A 19000-nucleotide genomic window follows, 5' to 3' on the forward strand; every position below is an offset into this window, starting at 1 on the left:
GTGTGGCCGATATCTCGTGTCGCCCTTCCACGGTGCCGGACGCGTAACGGGAATCCTCCCCTTCACCGCCCCGGAGCCATCCGCCCGTGGGCGCAGTGCTTGACGCACGTATTTCATCGGTCCTCCTGACAGGACCGTTCGCCGCTGCCTGCGGGCCTTCTTCCGTCCCGCCCCCTTGCCTCGCAGCCGCGAAAGGTCTTCTCGATGTCCAAGTTGTCCGTCACACCCCGCCGCCTCGCCGCGGCCGCCGTCGTCCTGGCGATCACCGGTGGCGCCGCCGCGTGCGGCCCGGAGGAGAACGGGGCCAAGGCAACCGGCGGCGGCAAGCCCGCCAAGGGCGGCACGCTCTACGTCCTCAACCAGTCGCCCCAGGAGGACTTCGACCCCGCCCGGCTCTACACCTCCGGCGGCGGCAACATACCCGGCCTGGTCTTCCGCACGCTGACCACGCGCAACCGCGAGAACGGCGCCCCGGGCGCCAAGGTCGTCCCGGACCTGGCCACCGACACCGGCACCCCCAACGCGGACGCCACCGTCTGGACGTACCACCTCAAGGACGGCCTGAAGTACGAGGACGGCTCGCCCATCACCACCGCCGACATCAAGTACGGCATCGAGCGGTCCTTCGCCGGCGAACTGTCCGGCGGCGCCCCCTACCTGCGGGACTGGCTGACCGGCGGCAAGGACTACCAGGGCCCGTACAAGGACAAGGGCGGCCTGGACTCCATCGAGACCCCGGACGCGAAGACCATCGTCTTCCACCTGGACAAGCCCGAGGGCGACTTCCCGTTCCTGGCCACCCAGACCTCCTTCGCCCCGGTGCCGCAGGCCAAGGACACCGGCACCAAGTACGAGAACCACCCCTTCTCGTCCGGCCCGTACAAGGTCGTGTCGAACCAGAACGACGGCGAGCACCTGGTCCTGGAGCGCAACACCCACTGGGACCCGAAGACCGACGAGGAGCGCAAGGCCTACCCGGACACGATCGACGTCACGTCCGGCCTGGCCGCCGCCGTGATCAACCAGCGGCTGTCCTCCGGCGCCGGCAAGGACGCGGCCGCCGTCACCACCGACACCAACCTCACCGCCGCCGAGCTCGCCAAGATCACCGGCGACAAGGAGCTGGCGAGCCGCGTCGGCACCGGCCACTTCGGCTACACCGACTACATCGCCTTCAACCCGAAGGTGAAGCCCTTCGACAACCCGAAGGTGCGCCAGGCCATCGCCTACGCGACCGACCGCACCACGGTCGTCAACGCCCTGGGCGGTTCCTCCCTCGCCGAGCCCGCCACCACCTTCCTGCCGGCGCAGAAGTCCTTCGGCTACACCCCGTACGACCCGTTCCCCGCGGGCGCGAACGGCAACGCCGCCAAGGCGAAGGAACTCCTGAAGGAGGCCGGGTACCCGGGCGGCCTGACGGTCACCCTCACCCACGACTCCACCGGCGGCGACGAGCAGGGTCCCGAGGTCGCCACCGCCCTCCAGGACGCGCTGAAGAAGGCCGGCATCACCGTCGAGCTCCAGGGCCTGGAGTCCAGCGCCTACAGCGAGAAGATCCACACCCTGAAGACCGAGCCGGGCTTCTTCCTCGCCGGCTGGGGTGCCGACTGGCCGTCCGGCGGCCCCTTCCTGGCCCCGATCTTCGACGGCCGGCAGATCGTCAAGGACGGCTACAACTACAACGCCTCGCAGCTCGACGACCCGGCCGTGAACAAGGAGATCGACGAGATCAACAAGCTCACCGACCTCCAGGCCGCCGCCACCCGCTGGGGCGCGCTCGACAAGAAGATCGGCGAGCAGGCGCTGACCGTGCCGCTGGCGTACCCCGTGTACAAGCGCCTGTACGGCAAGGACGTCAAGAACATCGTCATCAGCGACTGGACCGGTGTCCTCGACGTGGCGCAGGTCGCGGTCAAGTGACCACCACCGACGTCCTGGTGACGCCCGGCGCCGCCCCGGAGGAATCCGGGGCGGCGCCGGGCGCCCGGCAGGTCTGGCGGCGGCTGCGCGCCCAGCGCGCGGCCCTCGCCGGTACCGCCGTCATCGCCCTGCTCGTCCTGGTGGCCCTCGCCGCGCCGCTGCTCGCCGCGCTGGAGGGGCAGGACCCCGACGCGTACCACGCCTCGGCCGTCGACTCCGCCCTCGGCGGCGTCCCGCTCGGCTCCTTCGGCGGCGTGAACGCCCACCACTGGCTCGGTGTCGAACCCGGCACCGGCCGCGACCTGTTCGCCCGGCTCGCCTACGGCGCCCGGATCTCGCTCGGCATCGGCATCGGCGCGACCCTCGTGCAGGTGGTCATCGGCGTCGGCGTCGGCCTGGCCGCCGGACTCGGCAACCGCCTCCTGGACGGACTGCTCAGCCGGACCACCGACGTCATGCTCGCGCTGCCCACCCTGGTCTTCTCCATCGCGCTGCTGGCGATCGTCCCCGCCGACTTCCCGCGCCCGGTGCTGCTCGTCCTCGTCCTCGGCCTGCTCGGCTGGGGCGGCACCTCCCGCATCGTCCGCGCCCAGACCCTCAGCCTGAAGTCCTTGGACTACGTGGCCGCCGCTCGGCTCGGCGGGGCGGGCCGCTGGCGCGTCGCCCGCCGCGAACTGCTGCCCTCGCTGGCCGCGCCCGTGGTGACGTACGCCGCGCTCCTGGTGCCGAGCAACATCGCCTCGGAGGCCGGCCTGTCCTTCCTCGGCATCGGCGTGAAGCCGCCCACGCCCTCCTGGGGCCAGATGCTCTCCTCGGCCACCACCTGGTACCAGGCCGATCCGACGTACGTGCTGCTGCCCGCGGGGCTGATCTTCGTCACCGTGCTGGCGTTCACCGCGCTCGGCGACGGGGTCCGCACCGCGCTCGACCCGCGGGCGGCCGGCCGGGTCCGCGTCCTGTCGCGGCGGCGGAAGAAGAAGGCGGGTTCCTGATGGCCATGACCCGGTTCGCGCTCCAGCGGCTGCTTTCGGCGCTGGTGGTCCTCCTCGTCCTGAGCGTCGCGGTCTACGCGCTCTTCTACCTCCTGCCCGGCGACCCGGCGCGGCTGGCCTGCGGGCCCAAGTGCACCGCCGACCAGGTCGACCAGGTCCGCACGCAACTCGGCCTGGACTCCCCGGCCTACGCGCAGTACCTGCACTTCCTGCACGGCCTGGTGGCCGGCACGGACGTCAGCACCGGCGTCGGGACCGAGCACTGCGGCGCTCCGTGCCTGGGCTTCTCCTACCAGAGCGGGGAGCAGGTCACCTCGCTGCTCGCCCAGCGCCTGCCGGCCACCGCCTCGCTCTCGCTGGGCGCGATGGTGCTGTGGCTGGTCATCGGCGTCGGCAGCGGACTGCTCTCCGCCCTGCGCCACGGCGGGATCGGCGCGCGGCTGCTCACCGCGCTGACGCTGGCGGGCAACGCCGTGCCCGTCTTCATCATCGGCATCCTGCTCATGCTGCTGTTCGTCTCGGTGCTGGGCTGGCTGCCCTTCCCGTCGTACGTCCCGCTCACCGAGGACCCCGAGCAGTGGGCGTGGAACCTGCTGCTGCCCTGGCTCTCCCTGGCCATCCTGGAGAGCGCCAAGTACGCACGGCTGACCCGCAGTTCCATGCTGGAGACGCTCGCCGAGGACCATGTGCGCACACTGCGCGCCTACGGCGTCCGTGAGCGTTCCGTCATCGGGCGGCACGCGCTGCGCGGCGCCCTTCCCTCGGTCATCGCGCTGTCCGCGCTGGACCTGGGGACGATGTTCGGCGGCGCGGTGCTCACCGAGTCGCTCTTCGGCATCCCGGGGCTCGGCAAGAGCCTGGTGGACTCGGTCAGCACCGAGGACCTGCCGGTGGTGGTCGGCCTCGTGCTGGTCACCGGCTTCTTCGTGGTACTCGCCAACGCCCTCGCGGACGTGCTGTACGCGGTGGCCGACCGACGGGTGGTGCTGGCATGACGTCACCGCTGATCGAGGTCGCCGACCTCACGATCGACTTCCCGACCGGGGCCGGCCCGGTCCGCGCCGTGGACGGGCTCTCCTTCACCCTGGAGGCGGGCGGCGCGCTCGGCGTCGTCGGCGAGTCCGGCAGCGGCAAGAGCGCCACCGCCTACGCCCTGCTCGGACTGCACCGGGACAGCGGCGCGGAGATCGGCGGCTCCGTGCGGGTCGCCGGGGTCGACGTGCAGACCGCGGAGGAACGCGAGTTGCGGCGGCTGCGCGGCGGACTGGCCGCGATGGTCTTCCAGGACCCGCTGTCCTCGCTGGACCCCTACTTCGCCATCGGAGACCAGATCGCCGAGGTGTACCGCGTGCACCACCCCAAGGCCTCCCGCCGGGCGGCCCGGCAGCGCGCGGTCGAGGTGCTGGACCGGGTGGGCATCCCGGACGCGCCGCGCCGCGCGCGCTCGCGCCCGCACGAGTTCAGCGGCGGCATGCGGCAGCGCGCGCTCATCGCCATGGCACTGGCCTGCGAGCCCCGGCTGCTGATCGCCGACGAGCCCACGACCGCCCTCGACGTCACCGTCCAGGCGCAGATCCTCGACCTCCTGCACGAACTGCGCCGCGAGACCGGCATGGGCCTGCTTCTCGTCACGCACGACCTGGGGGTCGTCGCGGGCAGCGTCGACCAGGTGCTGGTCATGAAGGACGGACGCGCCGTGGAACGCGGCCCGGTCGGCGAGGTGCTGGGCGCGCCGGAACAGGCGTACACCCGCGACCTGGTGGCGGCGGTGCCGCGGGTGGAGAACGCCCGGACGCCCGCGCCGGACGCGGGCGGCGGGCAGATCCTGCTGGAGGCCACCGGTCTGCGCCGGGAGTTCGGCCGGCGCGGCGCCCGCTTCGCGGCCGTCGACGACGTCTCGCTGACGGTGCGCGCGGGGGAGACCCTCGGTGTCGTCGGCGAGTCCGGCAGCGGCAAGACCACCCTCGGACGCATGCTCGTCGGCCTGCTGGAGCCCAGCGGCGGCCGGATCCGGCACGAGGGCGGCCGGACCGGGCTGCAGATGGTCTTCCAGGACCCCGTCTCCTCGCTCAACCCGCGGCGCAGCATCGGCGAGTCCATCGCCGACCCGCTGCGCACGGCCGGCGTCCTCGACGACGCGGCCGTGGTGGCGCGGGTGCGCGAACTGCTGGAGCGGGTCGGGCTCGACCCCGCCTGGTACCACCGCTACCCGCACGAGTTCAGCGGCGGGCAGCGGCAGCGGGTCGGCATCGCGCGGGCCCTGGCGCCCGAGCCCCGGCTGATCGTCTGCGACGAGCCCGTCTCGGCGCTGGACGTCACCACGCAGGCCCAGGTCGTCGCCCTGCTCGGCGAGTTGCAGCGCGAACTCGGCATCGCGCTGGTCTTCGTCGCCCACGACCTCGCCGTCGTGCGCCAGGTCAGCGACCGCGTCGCCGTCATGCGCGCCGGACGCATCGTGGAGCACGGGCCCGCCGACCAGGTCTACGAGGCGCCGGAGCACGACTACACCCGGGGCCTGCTGGCGGCCGTGCCGGTGCTGGACCCCGCCGCCGCGGCGGCGCGTCGCACGGAGCGCGCCCGCGTGGCGTGATCCGCACGCCCCTGGGGCAGGATGGGCGCGGCCCGCGCGACGTGCGCGGGCCGGGGGCGAGGGGAGCGCACAAGTGCGGCGGCGGGCGTTCATGATGGGGGGCGCGGTCGCGACCGCGGCCGCGCTGGGCGGGGGCATGGTGGGGGTGGCCGAGGACGCGCTGCCCGAAAGCGCCGCGTTCCGCAGGCAATTGGGCTGGACCGGCCCGGACGGCGTCGTCCCCGACGTGCCGGAAGGGCGGGTCACCCGGCGCCGGGTGACCTCGCGGGCCACCCGCAGCCGCCCTGAGCTGGTGACCGTCGACCCGCACGGCATCCCGGCCGCGCAGGCGGACCGGCTGCCGGTCTGCCTGCTGCTGCACGGCCGGGGCTCGTCGGCGTACGGCCTGGTGGAGCTGGGGATGGCCCGCTTCCTGACGCAGGCGGTCCAGGGCGGCGTCCCGCCCTGCCGCCTGGTCGCGGTCGACGGGGGCCAGGCCTCGTACTGGCAGGCGTCGGGCGGCTCGGACCCGCAGCGCATGCTGCTGCGGGAACTGCCCGGATGGCTCGGCGGCCGCGCCCCGCGCGCCGTGCTCGGCATATCCATGGGCGGCTTCGGCGCGCTGCGCTACGCCCGCTCCCGCGCCGTCGACGCCGTGGCGGTGCTGAGCCCGGCGCTGTTCCGCACCTGGACCGACGCCCGGGCGGTCGGGGTGTTCGGCGGGCAGATCGACTGGGAGGCGGACGAACCGCTGCGCCACACCGGGCAGTTGAAGGTCAAGGGCGACCGCGTCGGAGTGTGGTGCGGCCGCGAGGACCCGTTCCACGACGCCGCGCGGGAGTTCGCGGACGCCGTGCACCCGGCGGTGGCCGCCTTCGACCACGGCGCGCACGACGACGGCTACTGGCGCCGGGTCGCGCCCGACGCACTCCGCTTCGTCGGCGAACGCCTACTCGGTAAAAACGCGTAACGCTTGCGAAAGTTACGCCTCTTCACCCCTTTCGGTGGCACGGCGGACAACCGTCCGTCGTGTCGGCACGTCACCGGCATACGGTCATCGCGCCCGAGAAGACCGGTGCCGAGAGGGGGCAGACGTGCGGATCGCATTACTCACCGAGGGTGGTTATCCGTATGCGCGGGGCGAGGGGAGTGCCTGGGTCGACCGCCTCGTGCGCGGGCTCGACGCCCACGAGTTCGCGGTGTACACGCTCGGCCGCAGCGAACGCGCCGACGCCTCCGGGCTGCTGGAGCTGCCGCCGCAGGTGACCGCCGTGCGCACCCTGCCGCTGTGGGGCCCCGCCCCCCGGCCGGCGGCGGCCGGGACGAAGGCGCGCAGACGCCGCTCCCTGGTGCTGGAGCACTACCGCGACCTGGCCGGGACGCTCGCCGGCGACGTCGGCGCCAACGGCGTGGCGGACCGTTTCGCCTCCGCCCTCTACGGACTGGCCGACCTCGCCCGGGAGGACGGCGGCGTCCCCGCGCTGCTCCGCTCCGAACTCGCCCTGCGCGTCCTGGAGGACGCCTGCCGCGCACCCGGTGCACGCCCCCTGGTGGCCGACGCGGGCGTGGGCGACCTGATGGCCGTCGCCGACCAGCTGGAGCGCGCGCTGCGCCCGCTGAGCGCCCCCTGGTACGACGAGTTCGGCGACGCCCTGGCCGGAGCCGACCTCGCCCACGCCGTGACCGGCGGTACCGCGCTGCTGCCCGCCCTTCTGGCCAAACGGTTCTTCGGAACGCCCCTGCTGATCACCGAGTACGGCGTCCGCCTGCGCGAGACACTGCTCGCCCACCGCGCCGCCGGACTCCCCGCCCCCGTAAGGGCCCTGCTCGCCGCCTTCCACCGCCGCCTGGCCGGCGAGGCCTACCGCAAGGCCGCCCTCGTCACCCCCGGCAACGCCCACGCCCGGCGCTGGCAGGAGCACTGCGGTGCCGACCGCGAACGCGTCCGCACCGTCCATCCCGGCTATCAGGGCACCGTGCCCGGCCCCGTGGACACCGGCGGCGGCGACCCCGCGCTGGTGTGGGTGGGCCGGATCGAACCCGGCAAGGACCTGATCGCCCTGCTGCACGCCTTCGGCGAGGTCCGCCGCGCCGAACCCGGCGCCCGGCTGCGCATCATCCGGGCCGCCGACGCCGATCCCGGCTACCTGCACCACTGCCGCGCCCTGGCGGCCCAGCTCTTCCCCGACGAGGCCGCGAACGCGGTGACCGTCGGCGAGAGCCCGGTGACCTTCGAGGAACTCGGCGCGCCGGGCACCCCCGGACTCGCGGACGCCTACGCGGCCGGCGACGTGGTGGTGCTCTCCAGCATCGTGGAGGGCTTTCCGCTCTCCCTCGTCGAGGCCATGTTCTGCGGCCGGGCCACCGTCTCGACCGACGTCGGCGCCGTCCGCGAGGTCATCGGCGGCACCGGCCTGGTCGTCCCGCCCCGCAACCCCCGCGCGCTCGCCGAGGCGTGCGTCGCCCTGCTCCGCGACCCCGAACGGCGCCGGCGGCTCGGCGCGGCGGCCCGCGAACGCGCCCTGGAGCTCTTCACCGTCGAGCAGAACATCGCCGCCTTCCGCGAGATCTACCTCGACCTCGTCGCCCACGCCCCCGGCCGCGACGGGCCCCTGCGGGACGAGGACGGCGCGCCCGTGCCCTTCGGCCGGCCCGCCGAGGCGCACGTCCCCGGCCGCTGGACGGCCACCCCCACCTGGGCGCGCCGGCGCGAGCCCGCGTTCGCCGGCCCGGAGAGGCAGGACCACGCATGAGCCGCGCGCCGCAGGAGCAGTCGCACGACCGGCCCGCCGCCCCGGCGGCCGGCGCGTCCTGGGGCGACCCGCCGCCCCCTGCCCCCGCCGATCCGGCCGCCCGCAAGGCCGGCACCCCGCCGCGCAAGCACGGACCCGCCGACCCCGTACGCGGACTGATGCACCGTCACCACCACCTGTGCGCCGAAGCGGTGGACCCGCTGGAGATCGTCGCCGGACTGGAGGCGCAGGGCGTCACCGACCGGGTCGCGGGCTCGTTCCGCCATCGTGACGTCTTCACCCTCGCCGAGGAGCTGTACGCCCGGGTGCCCCGGGCCGACGGGCCGGAACCGGCCGCCGAGACACCCGTACGGCCCCCGGTGCTGCTGACCCTCGCCCCCGGCCTGGTGTGCGCGGCCGCCACCTGGGCGCTGCACACCCTGCACTCGCTCGCCGTCGTCGCCGTCGCCGGCCCGCTGCTGCTGGCCGCGCTCTTCGCCGCACTGCGCACCGGGCCGCTGCGGACCCCCTACGGCAACGGCGCCGGCGGCACCCTGTGGGCCTGCTGGCTGCTGGGGTTCGCCGCCTTCGCCGAGGGCGTCCGGCAGCCGGCCGCGGGGGCCGTCACGACCGCCCTGGCGCTGTCGCTCGCGCCCGCCGCCTGGTGCGCGCACCGCTTCGCCGTACGCGCCCGGGGCCATCTGCTGCGCAGCCGCAGCCTGGAGGAGTTCGGGGCCGCGGTGCGCCCGCTGCTCCTCGGCACCCTGGCGCTCCACCTGGCCGCGGTCACGGCCCTGCTGTGCGCCGCACGCGCCGTCGTCGGCGCCCCCTTCACCCCCGCCACCCTCGCCGGGCCCGCCGCGCTGGCCCTGCTGCTGTTCACCGGCCGCCTGCTGGCGATCCACGGCTACCCCGACGCCGGCGCGGTCGCCACCGGCCTGGCCTGCGCCGCCGAGGCCGTCGGCCTGGCCGCGGTCCCGCTCGGCCGGCTGTCGCTGGCCCCCGCCGAGGTTGCCGCCGTCGCGTGCGCCGCGGCGGCCCCGGCGCTGGCGGCCTACGCGCTGTCCGCGCTGTCCCGGGCCTCGGCCCACACCTTCGCGGCGGCGCCCGCGATGACCCGCCCCGCCCCGCGAGGCACGAAGAAGCAGTCAAGGAGCAACTGACGATGAACCACCGACCCCCGATCCCAGCGCACGCCCGGCGGAGGCACGCGCGATGAGAGTCCTCCTGCTCGGGGCCGACGGATTCGTCGGCCGTCATGTGGCGGAACGGCTGCTCGCCGACCCCGCCGTGCAGCTCACCGCGCTGGGCCGCAGCGACGACGCGGACGTGCGCTTCGACCTGTCGTCGGGGAGCCCGGGGGCGCTCGCCCGCTTCATGGACGCGGTGCACCCCGGCGTCGTCGTCAACTGCGCGGGAGCGATCCGGGGCGGCGCCCGCGAACTGACCCGGCACAACACGATCGCGGTGGCCACGGTCTGCGAGGCCATGCGCCGCAGCGCCACCTCGGCGCGGCTGGTGCAGGTCGGGTGCGCCGCCGAGTACGGACCCTCGCCCGCCGGCAGTTCCACCGCCGAGGACGCGGTGCCCCGGCCTGGCGGCCCGTACGGGGTCAGCAAACTCGCCGCGTCCGAACTGGTGCTGGGGTCCGGGCTGGACGCGGTCGTCCTGCGCGTGTTCACCCCGGTGGGCCCGGGCACCCCCGCCGCCTCGCCCATCGGCCGCCTCGCGGAGGCGCTGCGCCGGGCGATGCAGACCGGCGACGGGGAGCTCAAACTCACCGGACTGGGCGTGCAGCGCGACTTCGTGGACGTCCGCGACGTGGCCCGCGCCGTGCACGCCGCCTCCCTGTCCGCCGCGCAGGGCATGGTCAACATCGGCACCGGCCGCGCGGTCCCGCTGCGCGACGTCGCCGCGGGCCTGGCGGCCGCGGCCGGCTACACCGGCGCGCTGCACGAGGTCGAGGAGCCGCAGATCGCCGGCGGCGGCCCGCCGCACTACCCCGACGGCTGCGGGGCCTGGCAGCAGGCCGATGTCCGCACCGCGCGCGACCGCCTGGGCTGGCGGCCCAGAATCGCCCTGGAGGAATCACTCGCCGACGTCTGGATGGAGGCGGCATGCCGGGTCTGACCTCGGCCGGAACACGCCGGCCGATCGGCCGCTGCGACGGGCTCGGCTTCGGCGTGCCCGCGTACGCGCACCCGCTGGTCGCCCCCGCGGAGTGGGCCGAACTCGCCCGCCCCGAGGCGCCGCTGCACTGGGTGGTCGTCAACGTCTCGCGGGGGCCCGGCAGCCGCGTGGACCCCCTGTACACCGACGCGGCCGTGCGGCTGCGGGACGCGGCCGTACCCGTCCTCGGCTACCTGGACGCACGGCACGGGGCCCGCCCCTTCGGGCAGCTCGTCGCCGACGCGCACCGCTTCCTGGACTGGTACCGCGTCGAGGGCTTCTACGTCGACCGGGCCCCGACGACCTCCGCCGAGCTCCAGGACTGCCGGCGGCTGATCACCACGCTGCGCGCCCTGCTCGCGGTCGAGGGCGGCAGCCGCGGCCACGTGGTCCTCGGCCACGGCAGCCACCCCTACGAGGGCTACGCCGAGATCGCCGACCAGCTCGTCACGTTCGCCGGGCCCTGGACCCAGTACCGCTGGTCCGAGGCACCGGAGTGGACCGCGGCCCACCCGCCCGAGCGCTTCTGCCACCTCGTGCACGGCGTCCCCGCCCCGCACCTGGAGAACGCCATGCGGATCGCCCGCTGGCAGGGCGCCGCCACCGTCTACTTCACCGACCGCACCGACCACGCGGCCTGGGAGGGGCTGCCCGCGTACTGGGCGGAGGCGTCGCGGCTGCTGCAGAGCCAGCCGCCGCCCAGTATGTGACCGGATCGCGTCTCGGTCCTCGGGACGGCGGTCTTGGAATGAAGACGGGCGTGGCAGTGTTACGGGTAGAACCACCCGTAGTGATCGATCGACAAACGGAGTCCCCGTGTCGCTGCCACCCCTGGTCGAGCCGGCCGCCGAGCTCACCGTCGACGAGGTCCGCAGGTACTCCCGCCACCTGATCATCCCCGACGTCGGGATGGACGGGCAGAAGCGGCTGAAGAACGCCAAGGTGCTCTGCGTCGGCGCCGGCGGGCTCGGCTCGCCGGCCCTGATGTACCTCGCCGCCGCCGGTGTCGGCACGCTCGGCATCGTGGAGTTCGACGAGGTCGACGAGTCCAACCTGCAGCGCCAGATCATCCACAGCCAGGCCGACATCGGCCGCTCCAAGGCGGAGTCCGCCCGCGACAGCGTCAAGGGCATCAACCCGTACGTCGAGGTCGTCCTTCACGAGGAGCGGCTCGAGGCCGACAACGTGATGGAGATCTTCAGCCAGTACGACCTGATCGTCGACGGCACGGACAACTTCGCGACCCGCTACCTGGTCAACGACGCCTGCGTGCTGCTGAACAAGCCGTACGTCTGGGGCTCCATCTACCGCTTCGACGGCCAGGCCTCGGTCTTCTGGTCCGAGCACGGCCCCTGCTACCGCTGCCTCTACCCGGAGCCCCCGCCGCCGGGCATGGTCCCCTCCTGCGCCGAGGGCGGCGTGCTGGGCGTGCTGTGCGCGTCCATCGGCTCCATCCAGGTCACCGAGGCCATCAAGGTCCTCACCGGCACCGGCGAGCCCCTGGTCGGCCGGCTGATGATCTACGACGCCCTGGAGATGCAGTACCGCCAGGTCAAGGTCCGCAAGGACCCCGACTGCGCGGTCTGCGGCGAGAACCCCACCGTCACCGAACTCATCGACTACGAGGCCTTCTGCGGCGTCGTCTCCGAGGAGGCGCAGGCGGCGGCCATGGGCTCGACGATCACTCCCAAGCAGCTCAAGGAGTGGATCGACGACGGCGAGAACATCGACATCATCGACGTCCGCGAGCCGAACGAGTACGAGATCGTCTCCATCCCCGGCGCCCGTCTGATCCCCAAGAACGAGTTCCTGATGGGCAACGCCCTCCAGGACCTCCCGCAGGACAAGAAGATCGTCCTGCACTGCAAGACCGGCGTCCGCTCGGCCGAGGTCCTCGCCGTCCTGAAGTCCGCGGGCTTCGCCGACGCGGTCCACGTCGGCGGCGGCGTCATCGGCTGGGTCAACACGATCGAGCCGGAGAAGCCCGTCTACTGATCACCGTCCCGCTGACCGGCAGGGCCCCCGGAAGCCCGCGGCTGCGACGCCGCGGGCTTCTGCCGTTTCCGGCGGCCGGCGCCGCGCGGTCTCATTCGGGCCTGACCCGCGATCGCCCCGCCGCGCCCATCGCGCCGGCCAACCGTGCGGAACTCGCTGACCTGGTCTCGGACTTTCCTCTTGCCACTCATGACCGCGTACACCACGCTGTGGCTGACTGAGCCAAGTCGGTCAGGGGCCGTTCTCGTTTGCTCCCCATCAGCCACCGCGGCTGCCAGGCAGTCCCCGATCGATCGGGGAGGCGAGGGGGACGCTATACGCGGGGGTTGGGGACTTGCTTCCAGCCGTCGATCGACTTGGTCACGAACAGCGCTCGATAGACCTCGCGGGTCCACACAGTGGCGCCCTCACCGTACTCGGGGAGTTCCTCGAACGCCTCCTCTTCCGAGTCGTAGTTGTACTTCCGGCCCTTCGCGTCCTTGATCATCCACTCTCTGTCGGGCAGCCCCGCGAGTCCCATAGCCACGAAGATCTTCCTCCCCACTCGTCTGGGCGGGATCGTAGCGGCCGCGGCCTCGACGGCGGACAAAGGGGTATCACCTGCACTCCGGGTGAAGGCCGCGCGTGGCTAGGAGTCGCTGAACCAGGAGCCGATCGAGTTCCATTGGAAGGCATTCCGCCAGGCAATCCCGCCCGTCTCCCAGCCCGTCAGAGCCGCGACGACCTTCTCTGCTGAGAGTGTCCGTGTCTGGTAGTGCTCGGCAGGACTGCGATCACGGTATTCGAGTTCGTAGGTGCCGTCGGGCCGAAGCCACACCTGGGCGTAGCAGTCCGCCTCCACGGCACACCCCAGCACGAGGACCCCGTCGCGGGGAAGGCTCAGCACCGCTGCTTCCAGTCGCGCGCCGCGTGGGCAGTTCTGCTCGGGGCGGTGGCCCGGGTGCACTGCGGGATCGTCCCGGGCAGGCTCTGCGAGTGGCAGTCCGCACGCGTCGACCAGTTCGAAGAAGAGGTCCTCCACGAGCGGATCCGCCCTCTTGGTCAAGACCGCACGCAGTGCTTCCCGATCCGCAATGAACGCGCCCTCGGCCGCCCAAAGGGCTATCCGATCCGCAGCCTTGGGCACATCCGCGAGCAACGAGCGGACCCTCCCGTCTTCGACCGGATCAAGGAAGGTCGACCAGGCGACCCCGGACGGGGTGAGACCGCGGACGTGGCAGACACCGCTGTCCATGACGCTCGCGATCATGACGGGCGAGCCGGTCGCTGCGACCAGCCGATGCAGCCAACGGTCGTCGTCGTTCTCCGGCAGATAGTCGTTCACCTGCAGCGTCTGCCAGCCACCGGGGCGCGGCCGGCACTCGTGGAAGTAATCGGCCTGCTCCTCGATGCACCACTCCGGGTCATCGAATGCCGGCAGGTCCCGCAACGAGGAATCGCTGCGCGCCAGAACGAAGTCGCCCGAGTAACCCATGCTTCCTCCCCAGAGAATGCCGCGATGCTAGCGACGGGGACGGACACCGGCCCGGGCGCCCACGCGGCCGGCGTAGCGACTTCGGCCGGGCGTTTCCATGAGCCAGTCGATCACCGGGGCGCCGTCGAACCTGGCGCGCGGCCGTCTCCGTCGCGGGTCGTACCCTGCACGGCCTCGCTGCCTGAGGGTGTGACGTCCGCGCTGTGGTGTGGTGCTTCGAAGGCCACAGTGTCGACAGGGCACTCACCCTCGCGGTCGGGGTCTTCGCCGCCGCGCCGATGTTCGGGCTCTACCTCACCGAGCCACCACGCCGGCGCGTGGGATGTGCCTTCGCGCTCCTGGCCGTGATCGTGTCGGCCGTGGTCGGCTTGGCGGTGCAGTCGTGGCTCTGTCCCACGCTCCCTGTGGGGTTCCCGATGGGCGAGATTGCCGGAGTGCCCATCGGGGCGGCCCTGTTCGCTCTGGTCGTCAGCCGGGCGAAGGCTGCCTGACGGGCGGTGCGAGTCACCCAGGGGCAGGTGCGGCCCGGCCTGTCGCGGCGATGACCAGCGGGGCGTCCTTCTTCGGCAGCGCGACCTCGTGGCTCCCGTCGGCCGTGGTCAGTTCGTAGAACGCGAACCTGCCGCCGTTCAGCGGCAGCTTCTTGTCGCGCTGCGTGAGCGTGAACGGGCCGGTGAGCACGGTCTCCTGCTTGGTGCGGCGCTCCTGCCACACCAGCGGCTGCCCGTGGGCGACCAGGAGCCGGCCCGGCTTGAGTTGCTGGATCTGCCGGCCCTTGCCGACGTTCAACGAGGCCACGTGGCCGAGGGTCTTGCTGAGCGCGATCGGAGACGTCACGGCAGTGATCTCGGCAGCCGTGGTGGGGCCGGCGAGGGCCGCGAGAGCCTGCGCCGGGCTACCCCGCCCGACGCCCGGTGCAGGCCCGGGTTGGCGCCGTCGCGGAGGCCGGGGAAGCCCTGGGCGATGACGGCCGCGGGGGCGAGGGGCATGGCGGGTGGCGGCGGGGCGCCGCGACGGCCCGAGCCGCCGCGGCGCCCGCCCGCGTCAGCGGCCCGCGGTCAGCGCCTCCAGCGATCCGCGGTGCAGGACGAGGTCGTCCGGGTCGGCCGGCAGTTCCCGCTCCCCGGCGGCCACCTGCCGGTAGCCCTCGTCCAGCATCAGCACGGCGTGCCGCAGGGCCGCGTACAGGGTGTGGAACTCCGGGTCGCGGGGGGTGTGCCCGGTCAGTTGCGCGTAGATCCCGGCGACCCGGCCGCCCTCCAGGAAGCCGGGCAGGCCGGGGAAGCCGGAGGCGGTCGCCAGTTCCTGGAAGCAGCGGTGCCGGTGCACCAGCCAGGCCAGGTCCAGTTCGCGGGGCCCGGCGCCGCTCATCTCCCAGTCCAGTACGGCCACGGGTGCGAAGTCGGCGTCGTAGACGATGTTGCCGATGCGGGCGTCGCCCCAGCTCAGCACCGACGGCCCGGGGTCGGCGGGCCAGATGTCCGCCAGCCGGGCGAAGGCCCGCTCGATCATGGGGGAGGGGGCCCGCCCCTTGACGACCCGGGCGTAGAGGGCGCGTTGCGCCTCGACGTGCTCCCGCAGCCCGCCCTCCGCCGGCACCGAGTGGATCTGCGCGAGCACGTCCACCGTGGCGCGCTCCAGCCGTGCCCGTTCCTCCTCGGTGGCGTCGAAGAGCCAGTTGGAGCCGTACGTGTACGGCATGACGTCCGGCGGGACGCGCCCGGCGACCCGCTCCATGACGAAGAACGGCGCGCCCAGGGGCTCCGGGTCGGGCTCCAGCCAGAGCAGCTCGGGGACGGGGACGCGGGTCCGTGCCGCGACGGTCCGGAGGGTTCGGTACTGGGCGGCCATGTCGTACGACGGGATGGCCGCGGGCCCCTCCGGGCCCGCCGCCAGCCGCAGTACGCAGGGCCGGACCCGCTGCCGGGCGGTGCCGGCTGGATGCGGGACGGCGAGGTCGAACAGGACGGTCTCGCCCGACGGGCCGACGGCGGCGGGCACGCGCACGTTCCGGCAGCGGGCGCCGGGGTGCTTGGCGTTCAGCCAGTGATCGAGTCGGCGGCACAGCAGTTCGGGGTCACGGGTGGTCGTGCGCACCGTGGTCACAGGGCCTCCTTGCCGGTGGAACCGCTGGGGGTGTGGCGGCCGATGCTGCCGAGCTCAAAGATGCCGTAGCCGACCCTGCCGTCCCTGGCGCAACGCGCGGCATGATCGGTGACTCCCTCCCCGGTCGGACGCACGACGGCCGGCCGGGCCGGTTCGCGCGCCGGTGGGTCGTGCGGGTTGTGCGCAGGCAGCTGACTGATGATGCGTCAGAGTTCCCGTGACGGGAAGAGGGCCGTCAGGTCCCGGATGTGTCGGACGTGGCGTCACCGGGCTTGCTGCGGGCCCGGCTCGGCTGCACGCGCAGCGGCTCGCCCGGCATCTTCGGGTGGTCCGGCGGGTACGGCATGTCCCCGAGCCCGCGGTCGCTCTCGTCGCGATCGGCCAGTTCCAGCACCGCGTCCAGGCGGAAGGCCTGCCCCTCCATGTCCGCGTGGACGTCGCCCTCCTCGGCGTACCGCACCGGCATGCTGGCCAGGTCGAAGTCGCGGGGGTGGGCGTCGGGCAGCTCGTCCCAGCGCAGCGGCGCGGAGACCGGGGCGCCGGGCCGGGGCCGGACGGAGTACGCGGAGGCGATGGTGCGGTCGCGGGCGGTCTGGTTGTAGTCCACGAAGATCTTCTCGCCGCGCTCCTCCTTCCACCACGCGCTGGTCACCTGCTCGGGCATCCGGCGTTCCATCTCCCGCGCGATGGCGATCGCCGCCCGCCGCACCCCGGTGAACGTCCACTCCGGCGCGATCGGCACGAAGACGTGCACCCCGCGCCCGCCGGAGGTCTTGGGCCAGCCGCGCAGGCCCAGCTCCTCCAGCAGCCCGCGCAGCTCGCGGGCGACCCGGACGGCGTCGGCGAAGTCCGTGCCGGGCTGCGGGTCGAGGTCGATGCGCAGCTCGTCGGGGTGGTCGAGGTCGCCGCGGCGGACCGGCCACGGGTGGAAGGTGAGGCAGCCGAGGTTGGCGGCCCACAGGACGGCGGCGGCTTCGGTGGGGCAGATCTCGTCCGCGTACCGGCCGGAGGGGAAGCGGATGCGGCCGGTGGGGATCCAGTCGGGCGTGTTCTTGGGCGCGCGCTTCTGGAAGAACGACTCGCCGCCGATGCCGTCCGGGTAGCGCTCCATGGTCGTCGGCCGGTCGCGCAGCGCGCGCAGGATGCCGTCGCCGACGGTGAGGTAGTAGCGGGCCAGGTCCAATTTGGTGAACGCGGATTCGGGGAAGTACACCTTGCCCGGGTTCGAGAGCCGGACCGTCCGCTCGCCGACGGTCAGCTCGACAGCCTCGCCCATGCCGCCACCGCCTCTCCCATGCGCACACCGTAGGCCCGACGGGCGTGCGCCGCCTGTCGGGCGGACAATCGCGGCATGGACCTCCCGGTGATGCCGCCCGTGAAGCCGATGCTCGCCAAATCGGCGCCCGCGATCCCGCCCGGCATGCTCTACGAGGGCAAGTGGGACGGCTTCCGTGCCATCGTCTTCCGCGACGGTGCCGAGGTCGAGATCGGCAGCCGCACCGGCAAACCCCTGACCCGCTACTTCCCCGAGGTCGTCGAGGCGGCGCGGGCCGCGCTGCCGGCGCGCTGCGTCGTCGACGGGGAGATCGTCGTCGCCCGGGACGGCCGGCTGGACTTCGACGCGCTGCTGGAGCGCATCCACCCCGCCGACTCCCGGGTGCGGCAGCTCGCCGAGCGCACCCCGGCCTCCCTCGTCGCCTTCGACCTGCTGGCGCTCGGCGACCGCTCGCTGATGACGGACCCGCAGAGCTGGCGCCGCCAGGCGCTGGTGGACGCGCTCGGCCCGGTGCGGCCGCCGGTGCACGTGGCGCCCTCCACGACCGACATCGACCTGGCCCGGCAGTGGTTCGAGCAGTTCGAGGGCGCCGGGCTGGACGGCGTCGTCGCCAAACCCCCGGACGTCGGCTACCGCCCGGACGAACGCGTCATGTTCAAGGTCAAGCACGAGCGCACCGCGGACTGCGTCCTGGCCGGCTTCCGCTGGCACAAGTCCGGCCCCGTCGTCGGCTCCCTGCTGCTCGGCCTGTACGACGCCGCGGGGCGGCTCCAGCACGTCGGCGTCAGCGCGTCCTTCCCGATGCGCCGCCGCGAGGAACTGGCGGCGGAACTGGAGCCGCTGCGCATGACGGGTGTCGAGGGGCATCCGTGGGCCGAGTGGGCGGAGGCCGAGCCGGGCGGCCGGATGCCCGGCGCCCAGAGCCGCTGGAGCGCGGGCAAGAACCTCTCCTGGGTCCCGCTGCGCCCCGAACGCGTCCTGGAGGTCGCCTACGACCACATGCAGGGCGACCGCTTCCGGCACACCGCCCAGTTCCGCCGCTGGCGCCCGGACCGCGACCCGGCCGACTGCACGTACGCGCAACTGGAGGAACCGGTGGGCTACGACCTGGCGGACATCCTCGGCTAGCGCTCGCGGACGGCAGACCCCCCCGGGCACGGTCAGCCCAGCGGGCCGCGCACCGGGACCAGCCGCAGCTCTTGGAAGGGCCGCCGCAGGGCGCCGGCGGGCAGCGGCGCGGACGGGGCCGCCCGGTGGGCGTCGGCGTCGGCGTGGGCGGAGAACCACACGACGACGTCCTCGCCGGTGCGCACGGGCAGCGCGGGGAAGCCGTTCTCGGCGTGCTCGGTGCGGTGCACCGCGCGGGCGGACGGCGGGGCCGTGAAGCCGGCCGGATCGGCCGGGTGGCAGATCGTCGCGACGACCAGCCCAGCATCGTCCGGAACGCGGTAGCCGGGGCCGCGCAGCAGCAGGACGTTGTCCGAGTCGGCCATGGTGGCGTTGGCCTCCGCGCGGTGCGCCCGCCAGACAGGGCCGCCGTAGAACGCCTGGAGGGCGCGGGTCCTGGCCGCCATGTCCGGGAAGGCGCGCATCCACACGAAGCGGTCCGGGGCGTCCAGGTCGCGGAAGCGCCCGCCGACGCGGATGCCCGCGGCCTCCTGGCCGGTGACGAACTCCCGCTCGAAGAGCGGGAGAAGGGTGCCGAGTCCGCCCGGGTGCAGCGTGTACTGGCGCAGTTCGACGATCTGCGAGGTCTCCATGGCGGGA

At 73.6% G+C, this 19000-nt stretch carries 18 protein-coding genes; 12 read left to right on the plus strand and 6 right to left on the minus strand.

Translation table 11 applies throughout. From position 1 onward, the window contains the following. The first annotated feature begins 204 nt into the window (after positions 1–204). The 10 genes from ACIP9H_RS09940 (at position 205) to moeZ (ending at position 12377) form a co-directional block, all read left to right on the plus strand. Positions 205–1920, plus strand: a complete 1716-nt coding sequence (locus tag ACIP9H_RS09940; protein WP_401580624.1) for an ABC transporter substrate-binding protein — start codon at positions 205–207, stop codon at positions 1918–1920. After that, positions 1917–2912, plus strand: coding sequence for an ABC transporter permease (locus ACIP9H_RS09945; protein ID WP_401580622.1), 996 nt, complete (start codon positions 1917–1919; stop codon positions 2910–2912). The genes ACIP9H_RS09940 and ACIP9H_RS09945 overlap by 4 nt, the downstream gene beginning before the upstream one ends. Before the next feature lie 5 nt (positions 2913–2917). Then, positions 2918–3907: an ABC transporter permease gene (locus ACIP9H_RS09950; protein WP_360907442.1), complete on the plus strand. Its 990-nt coding sequence runs from the start codon at positions 2918–2920 to the stop codon at positions 3905–3907. After that, positions 3904–5502, plus strand: a complete 1599-nt coding sequence (locus ACIP9H_RS09955) for a dipeptide ABC transporter ATP-binding protein (protein ID WP_401580620.1) — start codon at positions 3904–3906, stop codon at positions 5500–5502. Before ACIP9H_RS09950 ends, ACIP9H_RS09955 begins: the two co-directional genes overlap by 4 nt. 73 nt (positions 5503–5575) lie before the next feature. After that, on the plus strand, positions 5576–6451 hold the full coding sequence (locus tag ACIP9H_RS09960; protein ID WP_401580618.1) for an alpha/beta hydrolase: 876 nt from the start codon (positions 5576–5578) through the stop codon (positions 6449–6451). Between the two features lie 124 nt (positions 6452–6575). Next, a complete protein-coding gene (pelF, locus tag ACIP9H_RS09965; protein ID WP_401580616.1) occupies positions 6576–8234 on the plus strand; it encodes a GT4 family glycosyltransferase PelF in 1659 nt (552 codons plus the stop codon). Further along, positions 8231–9376, plus strand: a complete 1146-nt coding sequence (locus ACIP9H_RS09970; protein WP_401580614.1) for a hypothetical protein — start codon at positions 8231–8233, stop codon at positions 9374–9376. The genes pelF and ACIP9H_RS09970 overlap by 4 nt, the downstream gene beginning before the upstream one ends. 52 nt (positions 9377–9428) lie before the next feature. After that, positions 9429–10343 carry an NAD-dependent epimerase/dehydratase family protein gene (locus ACIP9H_RS09975; protein ID WP_360907310.1) on the plus strand — a complete coding sequence of 305 codons (915 nt, stop codon included), beginning with the start codon at positions 9429–9431 and terminating at the stop codon, positions 10341–10343. Continuing rightward, the gene (locus tag ACIP9H_RS09980) at positions 10331–11092 is read left to right on the plus strand and encodes a spherulation-specific family 4 protein (RefSeq protein ID WP_401580612.1); all 762 of its coding nucleotides are present in this window, start codon (positions 10331–10333) and stop codon (positions 11090–11092) included. Before ACIP9H_RS09975 ends, ACIP9H_RS09980 begins: the two co-directional genes overlap by 13 nt. 106 nt (positions 11093–11198) lie before the next feature. Further along, positions 11199–12377, plus strand: a complete 1179-nt coding sequence (moeZ, locus tag ACIP9H_RS09985) for an adenylyltransferase/sulfurtransferase MoeZ (RefSeq protein WP_401580611.1) — start codon at positions 11199–11201, stop codon at positions 12375–12377. Between the two features lie 313 nt (positions 12378–12690). On the opposite strand, the gene ACIP9H_RS09990 is transcribed toward moeZ, so the two are convergent. Together ACIP9H_RS09990 and ACIP9H_RS09995 are read right to left on the minus strand one after the other, a co-directional pair. Continuing rightward, positions 12691–12903, minus strand: coding sequence for a hypothetical protein (locus ACIP9H_RS09990; RefSeq protein WP_401580610.1), 213 nt, complete (start codon positions 12901–12903; stop codon positions 12691–12693). Positions 12904–13005: 102 nt separating this feature from the next. Continuing rightward, positions 13006–13851 (minus strand): hypothetical protein, encoded by an 846-nt coding sequence (locus tag ACIP9H_RS09995; RefSeq protein WP_401580608.1) that lies wholly within the window; start codon positions 13849–13851, stop codon positions 13006–13008. A gap of 203 nt (positions 13852–14054) precedes the next feature. Between ACIP9H_RS09995 and ACIP9H_RS10000 the strand changes: the two genes are divergently transcribed. After that, positions 14055–14342: a hypothetical protein gene (locus tag ACIP9H_RS10000; protein WP_401580606.1), complete on the plus strand. Its 288-nt coding sequence runs from the start codon at positions 14055–14057 to the stop codon at positions 14340–14342. Positions 14343–14355: 13 nt separating this feature from the next. On the opposite strand, the gene ACIP9H_RS10005 is transcribed toward ACIP9H_RS10000, so the two are convergent. The 3 genes from ACIP9H_RS10005 to ligD all read right to left on the minus strand — a co-directional run bounded on the left by ACIP9H_RS10005 (position 14356) and on the right by ligD (position 17233). Then, positions 14356–14688: a hypothetical protein gene (locus ACIP9H_RS10005; protein ID WP_401580604.1), complete on the minus strand. Its 333-nt coding sequence runs from the start codon at positions 14686–14688 to the stop codon at positions 14356–14358. Between the two features lie 207 nt (positions 14689–14895). Then, a complete protein-coding gene (locus ACIP9H_RS10010; RefSeq protein WP_401580602.1) occupies positions 14896–15957 on the minus strand; it encodes a phosphotransferase family protein in 1062 nt (353 codons plus the stop codon). A 235-nt stretch (positions 15958–16192) separates the two neighbouring features. After that, positions 16193–17233 (minus strand): non-homologous end-joining DNA ligase, encoded by a 1041-nt coding sequence (gene ligD / locus ACIP9H_RS10015; protein WP_401580601.1) that lies wholly within the window; start codon positions 17231–17233, stop codon positions 16193–16195. Positions 17234–17308: 75 nt separating this feature from the next. Here ligD and ACIP9H_RS10020 point away from each other — a divergent pair, with 75 nt between their 5' ends. Then, positions 17309–18361 carry an ATP-dependent DNA ligase gene (locus ACIP9H_RS10020; protein ID WP_401580599.1) on the plus strand — a complete coding sequence of 351 codons (1053 nt, stop codon included), beginning with the start codon at positions 17309–17311 and terminating at the stop codon, positions 18359–18361. Between the two features lie 32 nt (positions 18362–18393). Here the strand turns inward: ACIP9H_RS10020 and ACIP9H_RS10025 are convergent, their stop codons facing one another. Next, positions 18394–18993 (minus strand): NIPSNAP family protein, encoded by a 600-nt coding sequence (locus ACIP9H_RS10025; protein ID WP_401580597.1) that lies wholly within the window; start codon positions 18991–18993, stop codon positions 18394–18396. Between the last annotated feature and the right edge of the window lie 7 nt (positions 18994–19000).

The organism is Streptomyces sp. NPDC088732 (assembly GCF_044751205.1).
GTDB lineage: Bacteria > Actinomycetota > Actinomycetes > Streptomycetales > Streptomycetaceae > Actinacidiphila.

What these genes read in the sequence shown, in the direction of transcription:
- ACIP9H_RS09955 (WP_401580620.1), top strand. Translation starts at nt 3,904, where the DNA reads ATGACGTCACCGCTGATCGAGGTCGCCGACCTCACGATCGACTTCCCG.
- ACIP9H_RS09980 (WP_401580612.1), top strand. Translation starts at nt 10,331, where the DNA reads ATGCCGGGTCTGACCTCGGCCGGAACACGCCGGCCGATCGGCCGCTGC.
- ACIP9H_RS09940 (WP_401580624.1), top strand. Translation starts at nt 205, where the DNA reads ATGTCCAAGTTGTCCGTCACACCCCGCCGCCTCGCCGCGGCCGCCGTC.
- ACIP9H_RS10020 (WP_401580599.1), top strand. Translation starts at nt 17,309, where the DNA reads ATGGACCTCCCGGTGATGCCGCCCGTGAAGCCGATGCTCGCCAAATCG.
- ACIP9H_RS09970 (WP_401580614.1), top strand. Translation starts at nt 8,231, where the DNA reads ATGAGCCGCGCGCCGCAGGAGCAGTCGCACGACCGGCCCGCCGCCCCG.
- ligD (WP_401580601.1), bottom strand. Translation starts at nt 17,233, where the DNA reads ATGGGCGAGGCTGTCGAGCTGACCGTCGGCGAGCGGACGGTCCGGCTC.
- ACIP9H_RS09950 (WP_360907442.1), top strand. Translation starts at nt 2,918, where the DNA reads ATGACCCGGTTCGCGCTCCAGCGGCTGCTTTCGGCGCTGGTGGTCCTC.
- ACIP9H_RS10025 (WP_401580597.1), bottom strand. Translation starts at nt 18,993, where the DNA reads ATGGAGACCTCGCAGATCGTCGAACTGCGCCAGTACACGCTGCACCCG.
- ACIP9H_RS09995 (WP_401580608.1), bottom strand. Translation starts at nt 13,851, where the DNA reads ATGGGTTACTCGGGCGACTTCGTTCTGGCGCGCAGCGATTCCTCGTTG.
- ACIP9H_RS09975 (WP_360907310.1), top strand. Translation starts at nt 9,429, where the DNA reads ATGAGAGTCCTCCTGCTCGGGGCCGACGGATTCGTCGGCCGTCATGTG.